Genomic DNA, 17,739 nt, shown 5'->3' with positions numbered 1-17,739 from the left:
ACCACTGGCCGATATCTGTTGCGTCTGCGTACCATCCGGCTCATGGCGGACCAGCTCATCGACGAGACCGATCGCGAAATCCTCGAACTCCTGCGGGAAGACGCCAGGCGCACCCTCGGCGACATCGGGGCTCGCGTCACGCTGTCCACCGCCGCGGTCAAACGCCGCATCGACCGCATGCAGGAGAACGGCGTCATCGTCGGCTACACCGTCCAGATCGACCACGCCAAACTCGGCTGGGCCATCGAGGCGTTCACCGAACTGCGGTTCACCGGGACCACCAAGGTCGGCGAGATCGTCCGGACGACCACCCGGATGCCGGAGGCACAGGCCGTGTTCACCATCGCGGGTGATCCCGACGCGCTCGTCTGGCTGCGGGTGCGGGACATGGGCCACCTGCAACAGACCATCGACGAGATCAGGCGGCATCACCAGGTGACGGGGACGAAAACCCTGATGGTGCTGGACTCCTGGAGCCGCGGCCAGCAGTGGCCCCAGGACGGCGGCGCCTGAGCCCGTCACGGCCTACCGGGTGATCTTGTCCGGACGGCTGCCGTTGGTGACCCACCGCAGGAGCCATTCGGCCGGGCCGTACCGGAAGCGGCGCAGCCACAACGCGCTGGCCACCAACTGGAGGGCGAAGATGAGCAACGCCAGCCCCACCGTGGCCAGTGGCGAGAGGGAGCCCACGGCGCCGAACCCGACCCCGGTGAAGATCAGCAGGCCGATCAGGGACTGGCCGAGATAGTTGGTGAGCGCGATCCGCCCGGCAGGGGCGAGCATGTCGCGAACCTTCGCCGTCCGCGGGTGATGCATGACGCGAAGCAGCGTCGCGACGTAGGCCGCCGTCAGGAACGGAGCGGTGGCGACGCTGACCGCGACGGCCAGGACATGCCCGTTGCCACCGCCGAGCGTGTAGCCCACGCCGCCCGCGATCCCCACCGGGAAGCCGATCCACTGGATCCGGCGCAGGACGGGTTCGTCTCCCCGGATCCGGGCGAGCAACTGCCGCCGTCCGGCGACCAGGCCCAGCAGGAACATCGCGAGCGCGGTCGGGCCTTGCATCGAAACCGCCTGGATCGCCAGCAGCGGCAGGCCGCTCAAGTGCTGGCCGATGATCCCGTCGAAACCGCCGAGCAACGCCTGGGTGGTCCGCTCGGCGTTGGCCAGTGCCTCGCTCCCGGACGGCAGGAACGCCGAAGAGTCCAGGAAAAGCCCGCTGCTCACCATACTGAGCAGCACGACGCCATACACGATCGCGGCGACCCGCAGTGCCGTTCGGTCGCGGACGCCGCGCATCCAGAAGAGGATCAGGCACACCACCGCGTAGGTGGTGAGGACGTCGCCACCGTAGAGGAGCACGATGTGCAGCAAACCCAGCACGAACAGACCGGCGATCCGGCGCAGCATGCGGGGCGCGAAGTCCGCTCCCGCGCGGGCGGCCGCGTCCATCTGCAGGGTGAAGCTGTAGCCGAAGAGGAACGAGAAGAGGAGATAGAACTTCATGTCCACGAACACCGAGGACAGTCCACGGACGACGTCGTCGAAAGTGGACGAATACGCCGGGTCGGTGACGAGGTTGCCCGGATAACCGGACGCCATGAAGGTGATGTTGACGATGAAGATCCCGAGCAGCGCGAAGCCGCGTAAAGCGTCGACGTCGTGTACCCGTGCCCTCGCCGCGGCGAGTTGTCCGGTCATGACTTCCCCCTGAATTCAACGCGATCACTGGATAGTGTCCCTAGGATACTATCCCATGGACACTATATGGATGGCTGCCTGTCATGACCGACCGCGAGGTGCCCGCCGACCTGGGACGACTCTGGCGGCTCCCGGCGCCTGCCCGCCTCGGGCGGCCCGCCGAACTGGATCTGGACCAGGTCGTGCGCGCCGCCGTCGACCTGGCGGACCGGGACGGGCTGGACGGCGTGACCCTGCAGAAGGTCGCGCAAGCGCTGGGCTTCACGAAGATGTCCCTGTACCGGCACGTCGGCTCCAAGGACGAGCTGTTCGAACTGATGGCCGACCACGCCAACGGCCCAGCCCCCGACCTCGGCGACGAGGACGGCTGGCGCGAGGGCGTGCGGCGGTGGTCCGCCGCGATCCGCGCCAGGTACACCGAACACCCCTGGCTGATAGAGATGCCGACGTCCGGCCCGCCGCGCGGGCCGAACGCCATCAGCTGGATGGACGCCATGCTGCGGGTCCTGCGGGACACCGGACTCGACCTCGCCACCCAGGTCGGCGTCCTGAACGTCGTCAGCGGCTACCTCCGGCACGCGCTGACGCTGACCCGGCAACTCGAGCAGGGGCGCGACGGCACCGGGCTCAGCCAGGCCGACGTCGAACAGAACTATGGGCGGACACTCGCGACGCTGGTCGACCCGGAGCGGTTTCCTTACGCGGCCCAGCTGTTCAGCGCCGAGGTCTTCGAGCCGGGACCCGAGGATGATCCGGCTGTCGACGACTTCGCGTTCGGCCTGGAGCTGGTCCTGGACGGAGTCGCGGCGACGATCGCCGCTCAGCGGTCCTGAGGTGAGTCTCGCGAGTGGTAAGGACGGTTCGGGTGGACCAGTATTTGCCTACCCACTGAACCGGTGCCGGGCCGAGCGGGGAGGATTTAGGACGTCCAACGTCCCAAATCCTCCCCGCTCGGCTGTGTCTGGGTGGCGCGACCTCGTGCCGGTCCGGCGTAGGTACGCAAATGCAAGTCCGCCCTAACCGTCCTTACCACTCACGACCTACTCGGCCGAAGCGTGACTCAGGCGTTGAGCGCGGCCACCATCCCGGGTGTCGCGAAAGCCACTTTCGCGACGTCTGATGTCCCGAAAGTGGCTTTCGCGACACGACACCCGGAACCCGATCGGTACCTAAGACGCCCTTGGCCCTAACCGTCCTTACCACTCACCACCTAGCCGGGTTCGGTCGCGCGCAGCAGACGCCGCCCCGTCCGCGCGAGGTACTCGCCGAACTCGGCCGGTTCCTCCACGGTGAACCCGATATCGGTCAGGGTCAGGACCACGGCCAGCCACTCGAACGAATCGACGTACGCGACGTACCGGCAGCGATGGTCGCCGAGCGCTTCGAAACTCCCGTCGATCCGATGCAGACGGGCCGCGGCCTCACTCGCGCCGACGTGCAGGGTCAGCGTGATCCGGAGCGATTTCGGGCTGTGGAAGCGTTCTTGGAGGTGTGCGGCGACGTCGTCGACAGGGAGAGCGCGAGGCTCGAACGCCACCGCGGTCGTCTTCGGCGCGGTGATCCGGTCGAGCCGGAAGCTCCGCCAATCCCGCCGGTCGAGGTCCCAGGCGTAGAGGTACCACCGCCTGCCGAGCTGGACGAGGCGCATCGGCTCGACCGTCCGGGACGACGGGCCTCCCTTCGCCGTGTACGCGAACTCAAGGCACCGGCGAGCCGCGATCGCCGCGGCGAGGACGTTCAGGACGTCAGGGGCGACCCGCGGCTGTTCACCGCTCCCGAACTCGACCGCGGCGAGCATTTCGTCGGTCCGGCGGCGCAAGGCCGCCGGGAGGACGCGCCGGAGTTTCGCGGCGGCGCGGTCCGCCGATTCGGCGGTGAGGTCGATGCCGGTTCCGCCCGCGGCGGCGAGGCGCAGCCCGAGCACGGTGGCGACCGCCTCGTCGTGCTCCAGCATGAGCGGCGGCAGCGCGCCGCCCGCGACAAGACGGTAGTTGCCACCCGGACCGCGCGTGCTCTCCACGGGATAGCCCAGGGTGCGAAGGTGATCGAGGTCCCGGCGAAGCGTGCGCGGCGGGACTTCCATGGCCGTCGCGAGTTCGGCGGCGGGCCACTGGCGGCCGGTCTGCAGGAGCGACAGCAGCCGCAACATCCGTTCTCGTGGTGCTGTCACGACGCCTCCCGATAATTGTGGCCGTAAACCGGCCACATCTCATCGTAGCCTGGCCTCATGGCGAAAGTACGGACAGAACGCGGCCGATGGATCACCGTGGAAGGAGCCCGGACGCACAATCTCCGCGAGGTGTCGGTGCGGGTGCCGAAACACCAGCTGACGGTGTTCACCGGCGTCTCGGGGTCGGGGAAGTCGTCGCTGGCGTTCGACACGATCGCGGCCGAAGCCGAACGCCTGGTCACCGGGACCTATCCCGCCTTCGTCCGGAACCGGCTCCCCCAGCATCCGCCAGCCGACGTCGACCGGATCGACGGCCTGATCTTCACCACGATCGTGGATCAACGGCGGTTCACCGGGAACGCGCGGTCCACGGTGGGCACGGCGAGCGACATCGCGCCGTTGCTGCGCCTGTTGTTCTCCCGCCTCGGCGAGCCGTGCGCCGGGTTCTCGCCCGCCTATTCGTTCAACGACCCCAGCGGAATGTGCCCGCGCTGCGAAGGGCTCGGCGTGGTCGACGACATCAACCTCGACCGGCTGCTCGACCCCTCGCGAAGCCTGCGCGAAGGCGCCGTGCGCTTCCCGACGTTCGCTCCCGGGACCTACCGGTGGAAGCGACTCGTCCAATCCGGACTCGTCGACCCGGATGTCCCGCTGGGCCGGTTACCGGCGGCGAAGGTCGAAACCCTGCTGCACGCCGAAGGACTTACCCTCGACGACCCCGGATCCGAGTACCCCAAGCACGGCATGTTCGACGGAATCCTCCCGCGACTGCGGGATTCGTACCTGCGCAAGACGCCGTCACGCCTCACCGCCGAGGAACAAGAAGGGCTCGCCGACGTCGTCACCCGCGGCACCTGCCCGGACTGCGCGGGGACCCGCCTCGCCGAAGCGGCGAGGAAAAGCCTGATCGACGGTCGATCCATCGCGGACTGGTCGGCGCTGCCGGTGGGCGACCTGCGCGACGTCGTCGCGAGCGTGCGTGATCCGGCTGTGGCACCGCTCCTTCAAGCGATCCGGGAGCGCCTCGACGCGCTGGATTCCGTCGGCCTCGGCTATCTCAGCCTGTCGCGGGAATCCAGGACGCTGTCCGGCGGTGAAGCCCAGCGCGTCAAGATCGTCCGTCACCTCAGCAGCGCACTCAGCGACGTCTGCTACGTGTTCGACGAGCCCAGCACCGGCCTTCACCCGCATGACGTGCACCGGTTGCTCGAACTGCTGGCCGAACTCCGCGACGCGCACAACACGATCCTCGTGGTCGAACACCACCCCGCGGTCATCGCGGCCGCCGACCACGTCATCGACCTCGGCCCCGCCGGCGGTGCCGACGGCGGTCACGTCCAGTTCGAAGGCGCTCCCGGCGAACTCGCCGCGACCGACACCGAAACGGGGAAGGTTCTCCGTGCCCCGCTTCGCCTCCGGAAGCGGACCCGGTCCGCCCGGGGAACCGTGACGATCTCCGGCGCGAGCAGTCACAACCTCCGTGACGTCACCGTCGGCGTGCCGCTCGGCGTCCTGACCGTCGTGTCGGGGGTCGCCGGTTCCGGCAAGAGCACCCTGATCGCGGGCGAACTCCCCCGGCGGCATCCCGAGTTCGTCGTCGTCGAGCAGGCTCCACTGCGCGGCGGCATCCGCTCGACCCCCGCCACGGTGCTCGGTGTCGCCGAACCCATCCGCGACACCTTCGGCAAGGCGACCGGGAAGCATCCGTCGTGGTTCAGCGCCAACGGCCGGGGAGCCTGCCCCGTCTGCAAGGGCAAGGGCGTCATCATCACCGATCTGGCGTTCCTCGACGACGTCCAAACCGGCTGTGACGCCTGCGGCGGCACTCGGTTCAACCCGGAAACGCTCGCCGCCCGGCTGAACGGCCGCACCATCGCCGACGTCCTGGCGATGAACCCCGCGGACGCCGCCGCCCTGTTCGGCGAGGGCTCCCCCATCGCGCGGCGGCTGTTGTGGCTGGAGAAGGTCGGCCTCGGCTATCTGACGATCGGGCAGAGCCTCGACACCTTGTCCGGCGGCGAGCGGCAACGGCTCCTCCTCGCCCGCCACCTCGCCGACGCGGGCCCCGCGGCCGACCTGCGGCTCGTCCTCGACGAACCCACCGCCGGGCTGCACGGCAGCGACGTCGACAAGCTGCTCGCGCTCTGCGACGACCTCGTCGACGACGGCGCGACCCTCGTGCTGATCGAGCACAACCAGCGCGTCATCGCGCACGCGGACCACGTCATCGACATCGGTCCCGGCGCTGGTCACGACGGCGGGACGGTCGTGTTCGAGGGCACGCCGTCGGCGCTGGCCGAGGACCCCACGTCACTGACGGGCCGTTACCTGCGGAAGCGCTGACCTGCGGCAACGCGTTCCCGGCGCCGGACGGCGCCGGGAACACCCACCCGCCCGGGAACAGTTCCCAGGCAGAGCGAGATGATTCCCGATCAGGCTCTGCCCGACACGCCGGTACCGAACAGTTCTTGGCCTGTTTCCGTTGTCACACTGGGGTCGAGGCCACCCACCTCCTGCCTTTTCGGGCAACGACAGAACACGGAACAGGCAGTGTCACCGACGTTTCATTCCGTGTCGTTCAAGGGAAGATAAGCTCGCTCGCGAACACCGGAAAGCAGAGAACTCCCTCATTTTCCGAAAGGAAATCCAGCCATAATGCGCAAGAGTCTCAAGAGGCTTGCCGTCGTAGGCACAGCCGCACTCGGACTGTTCGTGGCCGTCCCGGCGAACGCCTTCGCCATCGGCGAGGTCGCCTGCGGAAACCGGAACGACTTCGTGAAGCTGGACGTTTCGTTCGGAAACGGAATGGGCACCAACAAGTGCTTCGCTAACTCGGGAGTCACGGGCACCAATATCGGCGGGGTCTACAACATCTTCTCGGGCAACAACAAGGCCACGATCAACTACGAACGCAATGGCCGCTACGAATCGTCGACCCTCGGCTATTGGCAGGGCGTGGGCTTCTCCGGCACCGTCCGGGTTTACGAAGTGCGCATCTGGTGACGCCGGACGGGGCGAAACCCCACCGCAACTAGGTGACTAGTTGCGGTGGGGTTTCGCCTCTTCTTCCCTGTCGACGACCTTGGTGAGGAAATGCTGCTGCCCCAGCGTCCACACGTTGGTGGCCAGGAAGTACAGCAGGACCCCGATCGGCACCGGGAAGAACGAACCCGAGACCAGCATCCCGAGCGGCGCGAGGTACATCATCAGCTTCGCGATCCCCGCGGCCTGCGGGGCGGTCGTGGTCTGCCGGGTGAGGCTCGAGCGCATCGAGAAGAACGTGGCCAGGCTCGCGATCAGCATCAACGGCACCCCGACCGCGATCATGTGGGCGTGGTCGGTGCCGAACGCGGCCAGCTCCGCCGCCGGTTGCGAAAGCCAGTTTCCGAGCTTCGCGCCGAACAGGTCGGCGTTCAGGAACGACTCCACCCCGGCGCGATCGAATACGTGATTCGACTGGGCTTCCGGCGTGAAATCACGCAGTACCCAGTAGAGCGACAGGAACACCGGCAGCTGGACCAGCGCCGGGAGGCAGCCGCCCAACAGGCTGGAACCGTTGTCGGCGTGCAGTTTTTGGATCTCCTTCGCCATCCGCTGGCGATCCTTGCCGTATTTCTCCTTGATCTTCTGCATTTGCGGGGCGAGTGCTTGCGTACGTCGGCCCGCGCGCAGTGCGCCGAGCGCGGGTTTCACCAGCAGGAGACGCAGGGTGAAGACGAGGAACGCGATGGAAAGCACCCAGGCCACGCCTGAGTCGGGGCTCGCCACGGCGCCGAAAACCTTGTGCCAGAACCAGAGAATGGCGGAAACGGGGTACAGAAAGACATCGAACATGACCAAATCACTCCGTCGTTTGAAGGTGCGCGGGCAGGAGTGACTGCCTCACCTTCGAACGAAGAGAAGTCAGGCAGCCACGATGCCCGGTGACGGAGCTCGTGGCCGGACGCGGCCGCGCGCGTCGGGGTCGCGCAGGCTCAAGAACAGCTGCGCCCGTTCGCGCAGGCTGATGGCGCGCACCTTCATCGCGGCGGCCGTCGGTTCCAGCCGGAAATGCGCCGCGAGCGCGACCAGGATGACGGCGAGGGACGCGGTCAAGGCGGCGGCCAGCCCGAGCGGGTTGGCGACCGCCACCGACGCCGTCAGCGCGGTGACCAGGCTCAGCGGGTTCACCCCGCCGACGACCGGGAGCACGACGAACAACTCGGGCAGGAACAGCGCAAGCATCAGCTTGAGCCGCACGCCGAAGTAGGTTCGCTCCACGTCACCGACCTTACCGGAGATATTGCGTTGCGTGATCACCGCGAGCGAAGGCAGGCTGTCGAAATGGGACACGTCGAGGTCGCGCACGTCGAGTACTACCTGCCCGACGGGCGGATGCTTCTCGGCGACGTCTCGTTCCGGGTCGGCGAAGGCGCCGTCTGCGCGCTCGTCGGCGCCAACGGCGCGGGCAAGACGACCTTGCTGCGGCTGATCTCGGGTGAGCTCAAGCCCGACGGCGGCTCGGTGACCATCAGTGGCGGGCTCGGGGTGATGCCCCAGTTCGTCGGATCGGTGCGGGACGAACGGACCGTGCGGGACCTGCTCGTCTCGGTGTCACCGGACGCGCTCCGCACCGCCGCCCGCGCTGTCGACGAGGCCGAACTCGCACTGATGGAACGCGACGACGAAGCATCCCAAATGGCCTACGCCCAGGCGCTCGCCGACTGGGGCGACGCGCGCGGCTACGAAGCCGAAGTCGTGTGGGACAAGTGCACGACGGCCGCGCTCAACCTGCCGTACGAGAAGGCGCGCTGGCGCGAGGTGCGCACCCTGTCCGGCGGCGAACAGAAACGGCTGGTCCTGGAGGCGCTACTGCTCGGCGGCTCCGGTGTCCTCCTGCTCGACGAGCCGGACAACTACCTCGACGTCCCCGGCAAACTCTGGCTGGAGGAGCGACTGCGCGAGACCCAGAAGACCGTGCTGTTCGTTTCGCACGACCGGGAACTGCTGGCGCGGGCGGCGAAGAAGATCATCAGCGTCGAGCCAAGTCCCGCCGGCAGCGACGTCTGGGTGCACGGCGGCGGCTTCGGCACCTACCACCAGGCACGCACGGAGCGGTTCGAACGCTTCGAGGAGCTTCGCCGCCGCTGGGACGAAAAGCACGCCCAGCTCAAGAAACTCGTCGCCGACATGCGCCAGTACGCCGCACGCAGCGACGAGATGGCCTCGCGCTACCACGCCGCCCAGACGCGGCTACGCAAGTTCGAGGAGGCCGGAGCGCCTGCCGCTCCCCCGCGTGAGCAGAAGATCACCATGCGCCTGCGCGGTGGCCGGACCGGCGTCCGCGCCGTCACCTGCGAAGAACTCGAACTCCGCGGCCTGATGAAACCCTTCGACCTGGAGATCTTCTACGGCGAACGAGTCGCGGTGCTCGGCTCGAACGGCTCCGGCAAATCGCACTTCCTGCGCCTGCTGGCAGGTGAGGACGTCGCGCACGACGGCCTGTGGAAACTCGGCGCCCGGGTCGTACCCGGCCATTTCGCGCAGACGCACGCTCATCCCGAACTGCTCGGGCAGACGCTCGTCGACATCCTCTGGACCGGCTACGCGCGAAGCCGCGGGCCCGCGATGAACATCCTGCGCCGCTACGAACTCGACGGCCAAGGCGACCAGCGATTCGAGAAGCTCTCCGGTGGCCAGCAGGCGCGATTCCAGATCCTGCTGCTGGAGATCGGCGGCGCCACCATCCTCCTGCTCGACGAGCCGACCGACAACCTCGACCTCGCCTCGGCGGAAGCGCTGCAACAGGCGCTGGAAGCGTACGAAGGAACCACGGTGGCGGTGACGCACGACCGGTGGTTCGCGCGCTCCTTCGACCGGTTCCTCGTGTTCGGCACCGACGGGAAGGTGCGGGAAACGACGGAACCGGTGTGGGACGAGCGGCCGGTGCAGCGGGCGCGGTAAGCCGCCGGTTTCCCCCTGTCGGGTAAGGAAAGGCGACACGCCGAGCGACAGCGTCACCAGCGCCGCCGCCGTGTGTTTCAATGCCGCCGCACCGCGTGCCGATACACGAGTGCCCGTCTAGTCCGAACGCTGGAGATCTCGTGCAGGCCGCCGCAATTCCCTTCGCCATCGCGGCATTGTGCTGCGCGGCGTTCCTGGTGAGCTTCCTTCGCGACCGACGTCGGCTGCGCAACGGCTTCTACCTCTTCTTCGCGCTCCTGTTCCTCGGCATCACCCTCATCGCACTGCTCGCCTCGGTCTCGCCCGACGCGGCGGGCGTGGTCGCGCTGGGTGTGGTCCTGCTGATCGTGCCGACGGTCCTCGCGTTGACGGTCTTCCTGATCTGCAACGGGATCACCATGCTCCGCCGCGAGGGCCGCAGGCTCGCCAACGTGCTGTCGCTGCTGACCGGGATCGGCATCTGCCTGCTGATCGTGTTCAACGCGACGGTCACGCAACTGGCCTGGGAGCCGCTCGACATCCTCCGGGGCAGCCTCAACGGAATCATCGTCTACGTCTCATTTCTCTTCGTCTGCTTCCTCCTGTACTCGATCGTCTACGGCCGCATCGGTCCCGAGAAGGACGTGGACTTCATCGTGGTGCTGGGCTCGGGGCTGCTGGACGGCCACCAGGTGCCGCCGCTGCTGGCCAGCCGCCTGAAGCGGGCCAAACGCGTCGTGGACGCGGAGGGTCGCCGGGGCCGGGAGCCGATGGTGGTCACGTCGGGCGGCCAAGGGCCTGACGAGGACTTGCCTGAATCCCATGCCATGGCCGATTACCTGGTCGAGGCCGGGCTGCCGAGGGAGCGGATCCTCCTGGAGGATCGGTCGCGGACGACGTTCGAGAATCTCACCTTCAGCGCCGAGATCATGAAGCGGGAGAAGGCGGAGTACCGGTGCACAGTGGTCACGAACAACTTCCACGTGCTCCGCGCCGCCCTGACCGCCCGCCGCGCCAAGGTGAACGGTCAGGTTATCGGGTCGCCGACGGCCTGGTACTTCTGGCCGAGCGCCACTCTCCGCGAATTCGTGGCCATCCTGGTCGACCACAAGGTCAAGAACCTGATCATCTGTGGCTTGATCGTCCTCTCCCAGTTGTCCCGGGTCTTCTAGCACGCGTGATCCTGCTTGTTTGACGTTTGGTTTCGTTCTTCAGACGGAGATCACGCGAGGTCGATGTCCCCAATGCCACATTAGGGACGCTCAGCGTCTCCAATGCCTCATTGGGGACATCAACCGAGCACCGTTCGGGCCGTCACGACATCGGCACCGGACCGACTGCCCGCCGCGTGTCGTCCATACAGGCACGCCTGACGTCTACCTCGGTAGGGTGTCACAGCCCCTGCTGAAGAACTGATATCTCAGGGCGAATTCGTGTCAGCACCGATCGGCACGGCGTGACAAATCCAGCCCCTTCCTTTGACAACATCAGTGCGCCGGGCCATCGTCCTGCGCATGAGCGCGTATACCCGGCAGGCGATGGCGCTGCTGTTCGACCGGACGGCGAAGACCTACGACGCGCTCGGCGTCGACTTCTTCGGCGTGTTCGCCCGCGAACTGCTCGATCGCGCCGGGGTCGCCCCCGGTGAGCGTGTGCTGGACGTCGGCTGCGGGCGCGGCGCGGTGCTGTTCCCGGCGGCCGAGCGAGTCGGCGCGGACGGATCGGTGTTGGGGATCGACCTCTCTTCCGCGATGATCGAGCGCACCGCGAAGGACATCGAGGACCGCGGGCTGGCCAATGTCTCGGTTTCCCTTATGGACGCCCAAGAACCGACGTTGGACGACGCCGGCTTCGAGGTGCTCCTCGCGTCCTTCGTGGTGTTCTTCCTGCCGGATCCGGTCGCCGGTCTGCGGTCGTGGCACCGCCTGCTCAAGCCGGGCGGCCGGGCGGGTGTGACCACGTTCGGCGCGGACGATCCCCGATGGGCGGCCGTGCGTGAGGTGTTCAAACCGTTCGTGCCGCCGGAGCTGGCCTGGACCCTCGCCGTCAGATCCGGTCTGTTCGCCACCATCGAGGGCTTCGACCAGGCCGTGGAGTCGGCGGGCTTCACCGGCGTCACGTCCGTGGAACGCGTCTATCCGGTGAAGTTCGCCGACCCCGGGCACTGGATCACCTGGTCCTGGTCACACGGCCAGCGGCTGTTCTGGGAGCTGGTCCCGGAAGACCGCCTCGACGCCGTACGCCAGGCCGTGCTCGCGGAACTCGAACCGTTGCGCGAGCCCGACGGGAGCGTGGTGCTGGCGCAGACCGTGCGCTACACCATCGCCCACCGCGGGTGACGGCTCACAACGCGAGCCTCGGCCAGGACGCCGTGTCCCGCGACAGCTGCCGGTCGTGCGTGGCGATCACCACCGCGGCCGGGGTGGTCGCGAGTGCGGCGGTCAGCTCGTCGACGAGCGTGGCGGACAGGTGGTTGGTCGGTTCGTCCAGCAGCACCACGTGCGGGCGGCGAGCCAGCACCAGTGCCAGGTCCAGCCGCCGCCGGGCACCGACCGACAGTTCGGCCACCGGCCGTCGCCGGTCGTACCCGGCGAGCAGGCCGAGTTCGCCCAGCCCCGGCCCCGAAGTCCCGGCCCTGGCGAGCTGTTCGTCGTAAAGCTCCGTCGCCGAACGCCTGCCCGGCAGATCGGACTCCTGTCCCAGCCGCCCGATGCGCGCCGATCGGGAACGGGTGACCGTGCCCGTACTCGGCTCCAGCTCGCCGGCCAGCACGGCAAGGAGGGTCGATTTACCCGCGCCGTTGGGCCCGGTGACCACCAGCCGGTCGCCGCTTTCCAGCGCCAGCTCGACCGGACGCGCGAGCCGCCCGGCCACCGTCACCCCGGCGGCGCGGAGCAGGTTCGCCCCGCGACGCCCCGGTAGCTCGGGCATGGCGAACCGGGCGGGCGGTGGCGGGATGGCCACCACGTGCCCGGCCAGCTCCTCCTGCCGACGGTGAACGGCCCTGACCAGCCCCGGCGCGCGGGTGGCGCGGACGTGCCTGCCGGTGCCCTTGGGCGGCCGCCAGTTGTCACGCAACCGGTTCTGCGCCGACGACAGATCGTCGGCGAGCCGCTGTCGCTCGGCGATCTGCTCGGCGTGCAACGACTCCCAGCGGGCGCGTTCGGCTCGGCGAGCCTCGACATAGGCGGCGTAGCCACCGCCGTAGACCCGGGGCCGGTCGTCGCTCGACGGATCGAGGTCGATCACCGTGGTGGCCACGTCCGCGAGCAACGCCCGGTCGTGACTGACCAGGACGACCACGCCAGGGTGGGCGCGCAGTCGTTCGGTGAGGTGCTCGAGCCCGCCGGCGTCGAGGTGGTTGGTCGGCTCGTCGAGCAGCAGGACGGAATGCCCGGCACCCAGCAGGCAGGCCAGCCGGACGCGGTGGCGCTGCCCGACCGACAGTGTCCCGAGTGGACGGTCACGGTCGTCGACGGCGTTCAAGGCGGCCAGCGAGACCTCGACCCGCCTGTCCGCGTCCCACGCGTCGAGAGCCTCGGCCTCCGCGAGCGCGGCGGCGAAGACGTCGTCCGCGCCGGGACGGCCATCGCTGAGCGCGACCGTGGCCGCCTCCAGACGAGCCAGCGCACCGCGTACGGCGGCCAGTTCGAGATCGATCAGCGCGCCGACGGTGTCGGTCGCGGCGAGCGGGATCTGCTGGTCGGCGACACCGGCCGAGCCCGCGCGGTGCACCTCACCGCGGTCTGCGGCCAGCTCACCGGCGAGTACCCGGAGCAGGGTGGTCTTGCCACGGCCGTTCTCCCCGACGATGGCGACCCGCTCACCGGCAGCGGCGACGAGGTCGACTCCGGAGAGCACCGGCCGTCCCCCGAAGGACAGGTGGACGTCGGACAGGCGGACGTGCGCCGCACGCAGTGGCGCGGGCGAAAGAGGGGATGACATGAAGGGACTGCCTCCAGCGAAAGTGATGAGCAGGAAGAACGAACTCCGGTACCGCGGCTCGCGGTACCGGTGGAGGCGTCGTTCCTCAGAGGAACAGCAGTTGCTGCATCACGATCACGAGGGTAGGACAGGGTCCGGCATCCGCGCATCCGGTTTTCCGGCGAGCGGGAGATCCACACCTTCGCACCAACCCATGACCACCGGTCACCCCTCGGACACCCCCTTCCACCTGCGACGACATCCCGGGCCTAGCCCGTGAGCACGGCTTCAAACCCTCACTTTCAGGGGTCACCCACAGGTGCACCACGACGGTTGCCATGATCACCGGCCCGGCCGACGGTGGGCTTCTCACCAGCAACATCGTTCGGGAGGAGCAGAGCCGATGGCGAAGACCATGCAGCCGCAGGAACTCATCGACAGTGCCGTGGTCGATCCGACGGGCAACAAGCTCGGAAAGGTCGGCAACGTCTACCTCGCCGATGCGACGCACCAGCCGGAATGGATCACGGTCAAGACGGGCCTGTTCGGCACCAAGGAGAGTTTTGTCCCGCTCTCGGGGGCGCACGCGGACAAGGACGGCGTGCACGTCCGCGTCGACAAGGCCGCCGTCTCCGACGCGCCCCGTATCGACGCCGACGGACACCTGTCCATGGAGGAGAGCGCGCAGCTGTACAAGCACTACGGGCTGCCGATGCCGCGGACGTCGCCGGACGGCCGGATGGACGACCGTGCGCGGGGCAAGGGCCGGTCCGGAATGGACGACGCGGCCGCCGGGAAGGGCGCCATGGGCGGCACCGGTCGCGGTAAGCCCGGAATGGACGCGGGCACCGGCAAGAAGGACCGGGACGCCGAGCACAGCATGACGCGCTCCGAGGAGCGGCTGAAGGTCGGCACCGAACAGGTCGAGACCGGCCACGTCCGGTTGCGCAAGTACGTGGTCACCGAGGAGCAGCAGGTGACCATCCCGGTCAGCCACGAAGAGGTGCGCATCGAGCGGGAACCGATCACGAAGGGTTCCGGCGGGAAGGCCGAGATCGCCGAGGACGAGACCGAGGTCGTGCTGCACGCCGAGAAACCGGTGGTGGGCAAGGAAACCGTCGAGGTCGAGCGGGCGAGGCTCAAGACCGAGACCGTCACCGAGGATCAGACGATCTCCGGGAAGGTCCGCAAGGAGCAGTTCGAGGTCACGGACGACGGCAAGCACCGCAAGTCCTGATCCCGGAACAGGGGGCGGCCCGCGCGACGGGCCGCCCCTTGGGGTTTCAGCGCGAGCGGCGTGCGCGGGCGGCCGCGACGACGAAACCCGCCGCCACCGCACCCGCGATCGCGCAGCCGACGCCGGACAGCACCGCGGGTTCGCGTACGCGCAGCACCGAGACGCACAGCCACGTCGTGGCGCCGAACAGCAGGCCGAGTACCGGCCCGCCGACGAGGGCGCCCCGCCAGCGGTGGCCGTTGCGGATGGTCCGCAGCCCGGATTCCAGGTATGCCAAGGCGAACAGCGCCAGGATCAGGCTGCCCGCGCCGAGCGCGCTCGCCAGCGGATGCTGCCGGGTGAGCAGCGTGAACGTCTGGGGTGCGCCGTCGGTCGTCACCGTGGCGGTCACGGCCCCGCCGACGATCCACCGGGTGAGCCCCGGGAACTGGAGATCGGCTCGGTAAAAGCCGTCGTTGGCCTTCGGTGTCGCCGTCGCGGAACCCAGCGGTATCCCCGCGGCCGTCAGGTCGAGGCTCAGCCGTTGCGGATCGCCCTCTCCGGTCACCGTGAACGTCTTGCTGAGGTCCACCTCCACCGGCGCGGTGAGGAGCACGCCGTCGACCGCCGTGAGTCCGGCCTCGTGCGGCAGCCGTTCCGGGTTGAGCAGCGCGAGCACCACGAGCACCATCGCGGCGACCGCCGCGGCGAGCCTGAACCAGAGCACCCCACCCGGCTTCCCGGTGGGCTCGGGCTCGAACGCCGCCCGGGTCGCCGACAGCGTCGGATCCGGCGTGGTGGCACGGCGAACCGGCCGAGTCGGGCCGTCCCCGACCGGAACCGGAGCGGCGATCGGCGTGCTGAGCGCGGAGATCACCCGCGGGGTGAGATGCCGGACCGGCACCCGGGAGCGTTCCAGCCAGCCCGGCCCGTAGACGGCGGTGGCGGCCGAAGCGAGGTCGGCCGCGAAGGTCTCCGCGTCGCGGTAGCGGGAGTCGAGTTCCCGCGCGAGGCTGCGCATGATGACCGCCGCGATCGGCGCGGGCACGCCGTCGATCGGGCGCGGGTCGGTGAACATGTGCTGGCGCATCATGCTGATCGCGCCCCGGGTGTTGTCGAACGGCAGGTTCCCGGACAGCAGTTCGTAGAGCACCGTGCCCGCCGAGTAGACGTCGGCGGCCGGGCTCAGCGCGTTGCCCATCGCCTGTTCCGGCGCGATGTAGGCGGGCGTGCCGAGGACTTCGCCGCCGTGCGTGACGAGGGTGGCGCCCTCGCTGATCACCTTCGCGATGCCGAAGTCGGCCACCTTCATCACGCCTTGCGTGGTGAGGAGCAGGTTCTTCGGTTTGACGTCCAGATGCAGAACGCCCGCTTCGTGTGCCGCGTGCAGCCCGGCGAGCATCGCCAGCCCGATCGCGCAGGCCTGCTCCGCGCTGACTGCCCCGCTCTGAAACCGGCTGTGCACCGTGCCGCCGTCGAGACGTTCCATCACCATCAGGTGCTCGCGGCCGGTGCGCACGTAGTCGTAGACGGGCACGATGTGCGGGTGGTCGAGGCTGGCCAGGACACGCGCTTCGCGGTCGAACAGCTCACTGCTGACGGCGTGGTTCAGCACGTCCCACGGCAGCTGCTTGATCGCGACATCACGCCGCAGCGAACGGTGGACGCCGGCGAAGACGACCCCCATCCCGCCCTGGCCGATCGCGGCCCCGATCTCGTACTGCGGCAGCGCGGCGACGACCTCGGCGGGTGCGCTCATCGGTTGAATTCCTTGGTGGCGTCGGGAAAGCGGACCGTGTCGACGTCGGCAGCGGCGGGTGCGGGCGCCGGATGCGGCGTCAGATAGCCGAGCAGGAACGCGATGACGGCGGCGCCGAGGACCACCGGGATCTCGATCGCCGGTTCGGGCGGGACGAGCCGCAGCACCGACAGCGAGACGACCGCGACCAGCCCGGTGCCGAACCCGGCGGGCAGGAACCGCAGACCGCGGCGCCAGCGGTTGGCCGGCAGACGATGGCGGGCGAGCGCGAGCAGGGCGGTCAGCCACGCCAGCACGGTGAGCACGAGCATCGCGAGACCGAAGGCGCCGTAGACGGACCAGAAGGAACCGCGGATGTCGGCGACCGTGGCGGCCTCGCCGAGGGTTCCGCGCTGGGCGTCCAGCAGTTCCACCGTCGACGGGAGCAGGCCGATCGCCTGGCCGGAGAGGTCGGCCATGTCCAGCACGAAGGTCCTGGTGACCCGGCTGTGCGCGGGGACCTCGAACGGGGCCGTGGTGTCGTAAGCGAAGAAGGTCAGGGCGAGCGCGACGCCGGACACCCGCACGCTGCGGACCTTGACCGCGGTCCCGCCGCTGTTGGTCGCCGTGACGGTGAGTTCGAGCTGCTTGGCCGGATCGACCGTGACCGTGGCGTTGGTGATCGGCCGGTCGTCGAGGGTGACCGCCAGTTCGAGCCTGCCACTGTCCGCACTGTCCGCGATGGCCGGTGGCGAGCCCAGGAGGACCGCACACAGACCCAACGCAACCCCTGCCGCGATGACACGTCCCATTTTGCGCATCCCCTGTTTGCGAAATCCGACTGGTCCGGAATGCTACAGCGAGTACTTACCGGAGAGGGACGTCCCAATGCGTATCGTGGTTCGGCTGATATTCGGCGCCGTGACCGGACTGCTGTTCCTGCTTTCCCTGGTGGGAACAGGAAACGCGCAACAGTCGCCTTATCAATCAACGGTTGGTTTGAAACCTTCGAGTGGGAGCGCCGGGAGTTCTTTCACCATTTCTTGGAATTTCTCCCCGTGCAAAGGC

The 17,739-nt window shown here is 68.5% G+C and carries 15 protein-coding genes; 8 read left to right on the top strand and 7 right to left on the bottom strand.

Going from position 1 to position 17,739, the window contains the following annotated elements; all coding sequences use genetic code 11:
• Positions 1–42: 42 nt before the first annotated feature.
• The gene (locus ACLARN_RS09055; RefSeq protein ID WP_076168891.1) at positions 43–513 is read left to right on the top strand and encodes an Lrp/AsnC family transcriptional regulator; all 471 of its coding nucleotides are present in this window, start codon (positions 43–45) and stop codon (positions 511–513) included.
• A 12-nt stretch (positions 514–525) separates the two neighbouring features.
• Here ACLARN_RS09055 and ACLARN_RS09050 read toward each other — a convergent pair whose 3' ends face one another.
• A complete protein-coding gene (locus ACLARN_RS09050) occupies positions 526–1,701 on the bottom strand; it encodes a DUF418 domain-containing protein (protein WP_409490857.1) in 1,176 nt (391 codons plus the stop codon).
• An 83-nt stretch (positions 1,702–1,784) separates the two neighbouring features.
• On the opposite strand from ACLARN_RS09050, the gene ACLARN_RS09045 reads away from it, so the two are divergent.
• Positions 1,785–2,534 (top strand): TetR/AcrR family transcriptional regulator, encoded by a 750-nt coding sequence (locus tag ACLARN_RS09045; RefSeq protein WP_409490856.1) that lies wholly within the window; start codon positions 1,785–1,787, stop codon positions 2,532–2,534.
• 377 nt (positions 2,535–2,911) lie between these two features.
• Here ACLARN_RS09045 and ACLARN_RS09040 read toward each other — a convergent pair whose 3' ends face one another.
• Positions 2,912–3,871 (bottom strand): helix-turn-helix transcriptional regulator, encoded by a 960-nt coding sequence (locus ACLARN_RS09040; RefSeq protein WP_409490855.1) that lies wholly within the window; start codon positions 3,869–3,871, stop codon positions 2,912–2,914.
• A 57-nt stretch (positions 3,872–3,928) separates the two neighbouring features.
• Between ACLARN_RS09040 and ACLARN_RS09035 the strand changes: the two genes are divergently transcribed.
• Positions 3,929–6,214, top strand: a complete 2,286-nt coding sequence (locus ACLARN_RS09035; RefSeq protein ID WP_409490854.1) for an excinuclease ABC subunit UvrA — start codon at positions 3,929–3,931, stop codon at positions 6,212–6,214.
• A gap of 312 nt (positions 6,215–6,526) precedes the next feature.
• Positions 6,527–6,874, top strand: coding sequence for a beta/gamma crystallin domain-containing protein (locus ACLARN_RS09030; protein ID WP_409490853.1), 348 nt, complete (start codon positions 6,527–6,529; stop codon positions 6,872–6,874).
• Positions 6,875–6,910: 36 nt separating this feature from the next.
• Here the strand turns inward: ACLARN_RS09030 and yidC are convergent, their stop codons facing one another.
• Together yidC and ACLARN_RS09020 are read right to left on the bottom strand one after the other, a co-directional pair.
• Positions 6,911–7,705, bottom strand: a complete 795-nt coding sequence (yidC, locus tag ACLARN_RS09025; RefSeq protein ID WP_409490852.1) for a membrane protein insertase YidC — start codon at positions 7,703–7,705, stop codon at positions 6,911–6,913.
• A gap of 69 nt (positions 7,706–7,774) precedes the next feature.
• Complete coding sequence (locus ACLARN_RS09020) at positions 7,775–8,218, bottom strand: DUF6412 domain-containing protein (RefSeq protein WP_409490851.1); 444 nt, start codon at positions 8,216–8,218, stop codon at positions 7,775–7,777.
• Here ACLARN_RS09020 and ACLARN_RS09015 point away from each other — a divergent pair.
• The 3 genes from ACLARN_RS09015 (at position 8,195) to ACLARN_RS09005 (ending at position 12,132) form a co-directional block, all read left to right on the top strand.
• Positions 8,195–9,814 carry an ABC-F family ATP-binding cassette domain-containing protein gene (locus ACLARN_RS09015; RefSeq protein ID WP_409490850.1) on the top strand — a complete coding sequence of 540 codons (1,620 nt, stop codon included), beginning with the start codon at positions 8,195–8,197 and terminating at the stop codon, positions 9,812–9,814. The two genes, ACLARN_RS09020 and ACLARN_RS09015, sit on opposite strands and share 24 nt — an antisense overlap.
• Positions 9,815–9,954: 140 nt before the next feature.
• A complete protein-coding gene (locus ACLARN_RS09010; protein WP_409490849.1) occupies positions 9,955–10,965 on the top strand; it encodes a YdcF family protein in 1,011 nt (336 codons plus the stop codon).
• A gap of 342 nt (positions 10,966–11,307) precedes the next feature.
• A complete protein-coding gene (locus ACLARN_RS09005) occupies positions 11,308–12,132 on the top strand; it encodes a class I SAM-dependent methyltransferase (RefSeq protein ID WP_409490848.1) in 825 nt (274 codons plus the stop codon).
• A gap of 4 nt (positions 12,133–12,136) precedes the next feature.
• On the opposite strand, the gene ACLARN_RS09000 is transcribed toward ACLARN_RS09005, so the two are convergent.
• A complete protein-coding gene (locus tag ACLARN_RS09000; RefSeq protein WP_409490847.1) occupies positions 12,137–13,738 on the bottom strand; it encodes an ATP-binding cassette domain-containing protein in 1,602 nt (533 codons plus the stop codon).
• Positions 13,739–14,120: 382 nt separating this feature from the next.
• On the opposite strand from ACLARN_RS09000, the gene ACLARN_RS08995 reads away from it, so the two are divergent.
• Complete coding sequence (locus tag ACLARN_RS08995; RefSeq protein ID WP_409490846.1) at positions 14,121–14,954, top strand: DUF2382 domain-containing protein; 834 nt, start codon at positions 14,121–14,123, stop codon at positions 14,952–14,954.
• 46 nt (positions 14,955–15,000) lie between these two features.
• On the opposite strand, the gene ACLARN_RS08990 is transcribed toward ACLARN_RS08995, so the two are convergent.
• Complete coding sequence (locus ACLARN_RS08990; RefSeq protein ID WP_409490845.1) at positions 15,001–16,692, bottom strand: serine/threonine-protein kinase; 1,692 nt, start codon at positions 16,690–16,692, stop codon at positions 15,001–15,003.
• Positions 16,689–17,483, bottom strand: a complete 795-nt coding sequence (locus tag ACLARN_RS08985) for a hypothetical protein (RefSeq protein WP_409490844.1) — start codon at positions 17,481–17,483, stop codon at positions 16,689–16,691. The genes ACLARN_RS08990 and ACLARN_RS08985 overlap by 4 nt, the downstream gene beginning before the upstream one ends.
• Between the last annotated feature and the right edge of the window lie 256 nt (positions 17,484–17,739).

Source organism: Amycolatopsis sp. cmx-11-12, assembly GCF_046269425.1.
Taxonomy (GTDB): domain Bacteria; phylum Actinomycetota; class Actinomycetes; order Mycobacteriales; family Pseudonocardiaceae; genus Amycolatopsis.
The sequence above is the reverse complement of the archived record's forward strand: the minus strand, read 5'-3'. Positions and strand labels throughout refer to the sequence as shown.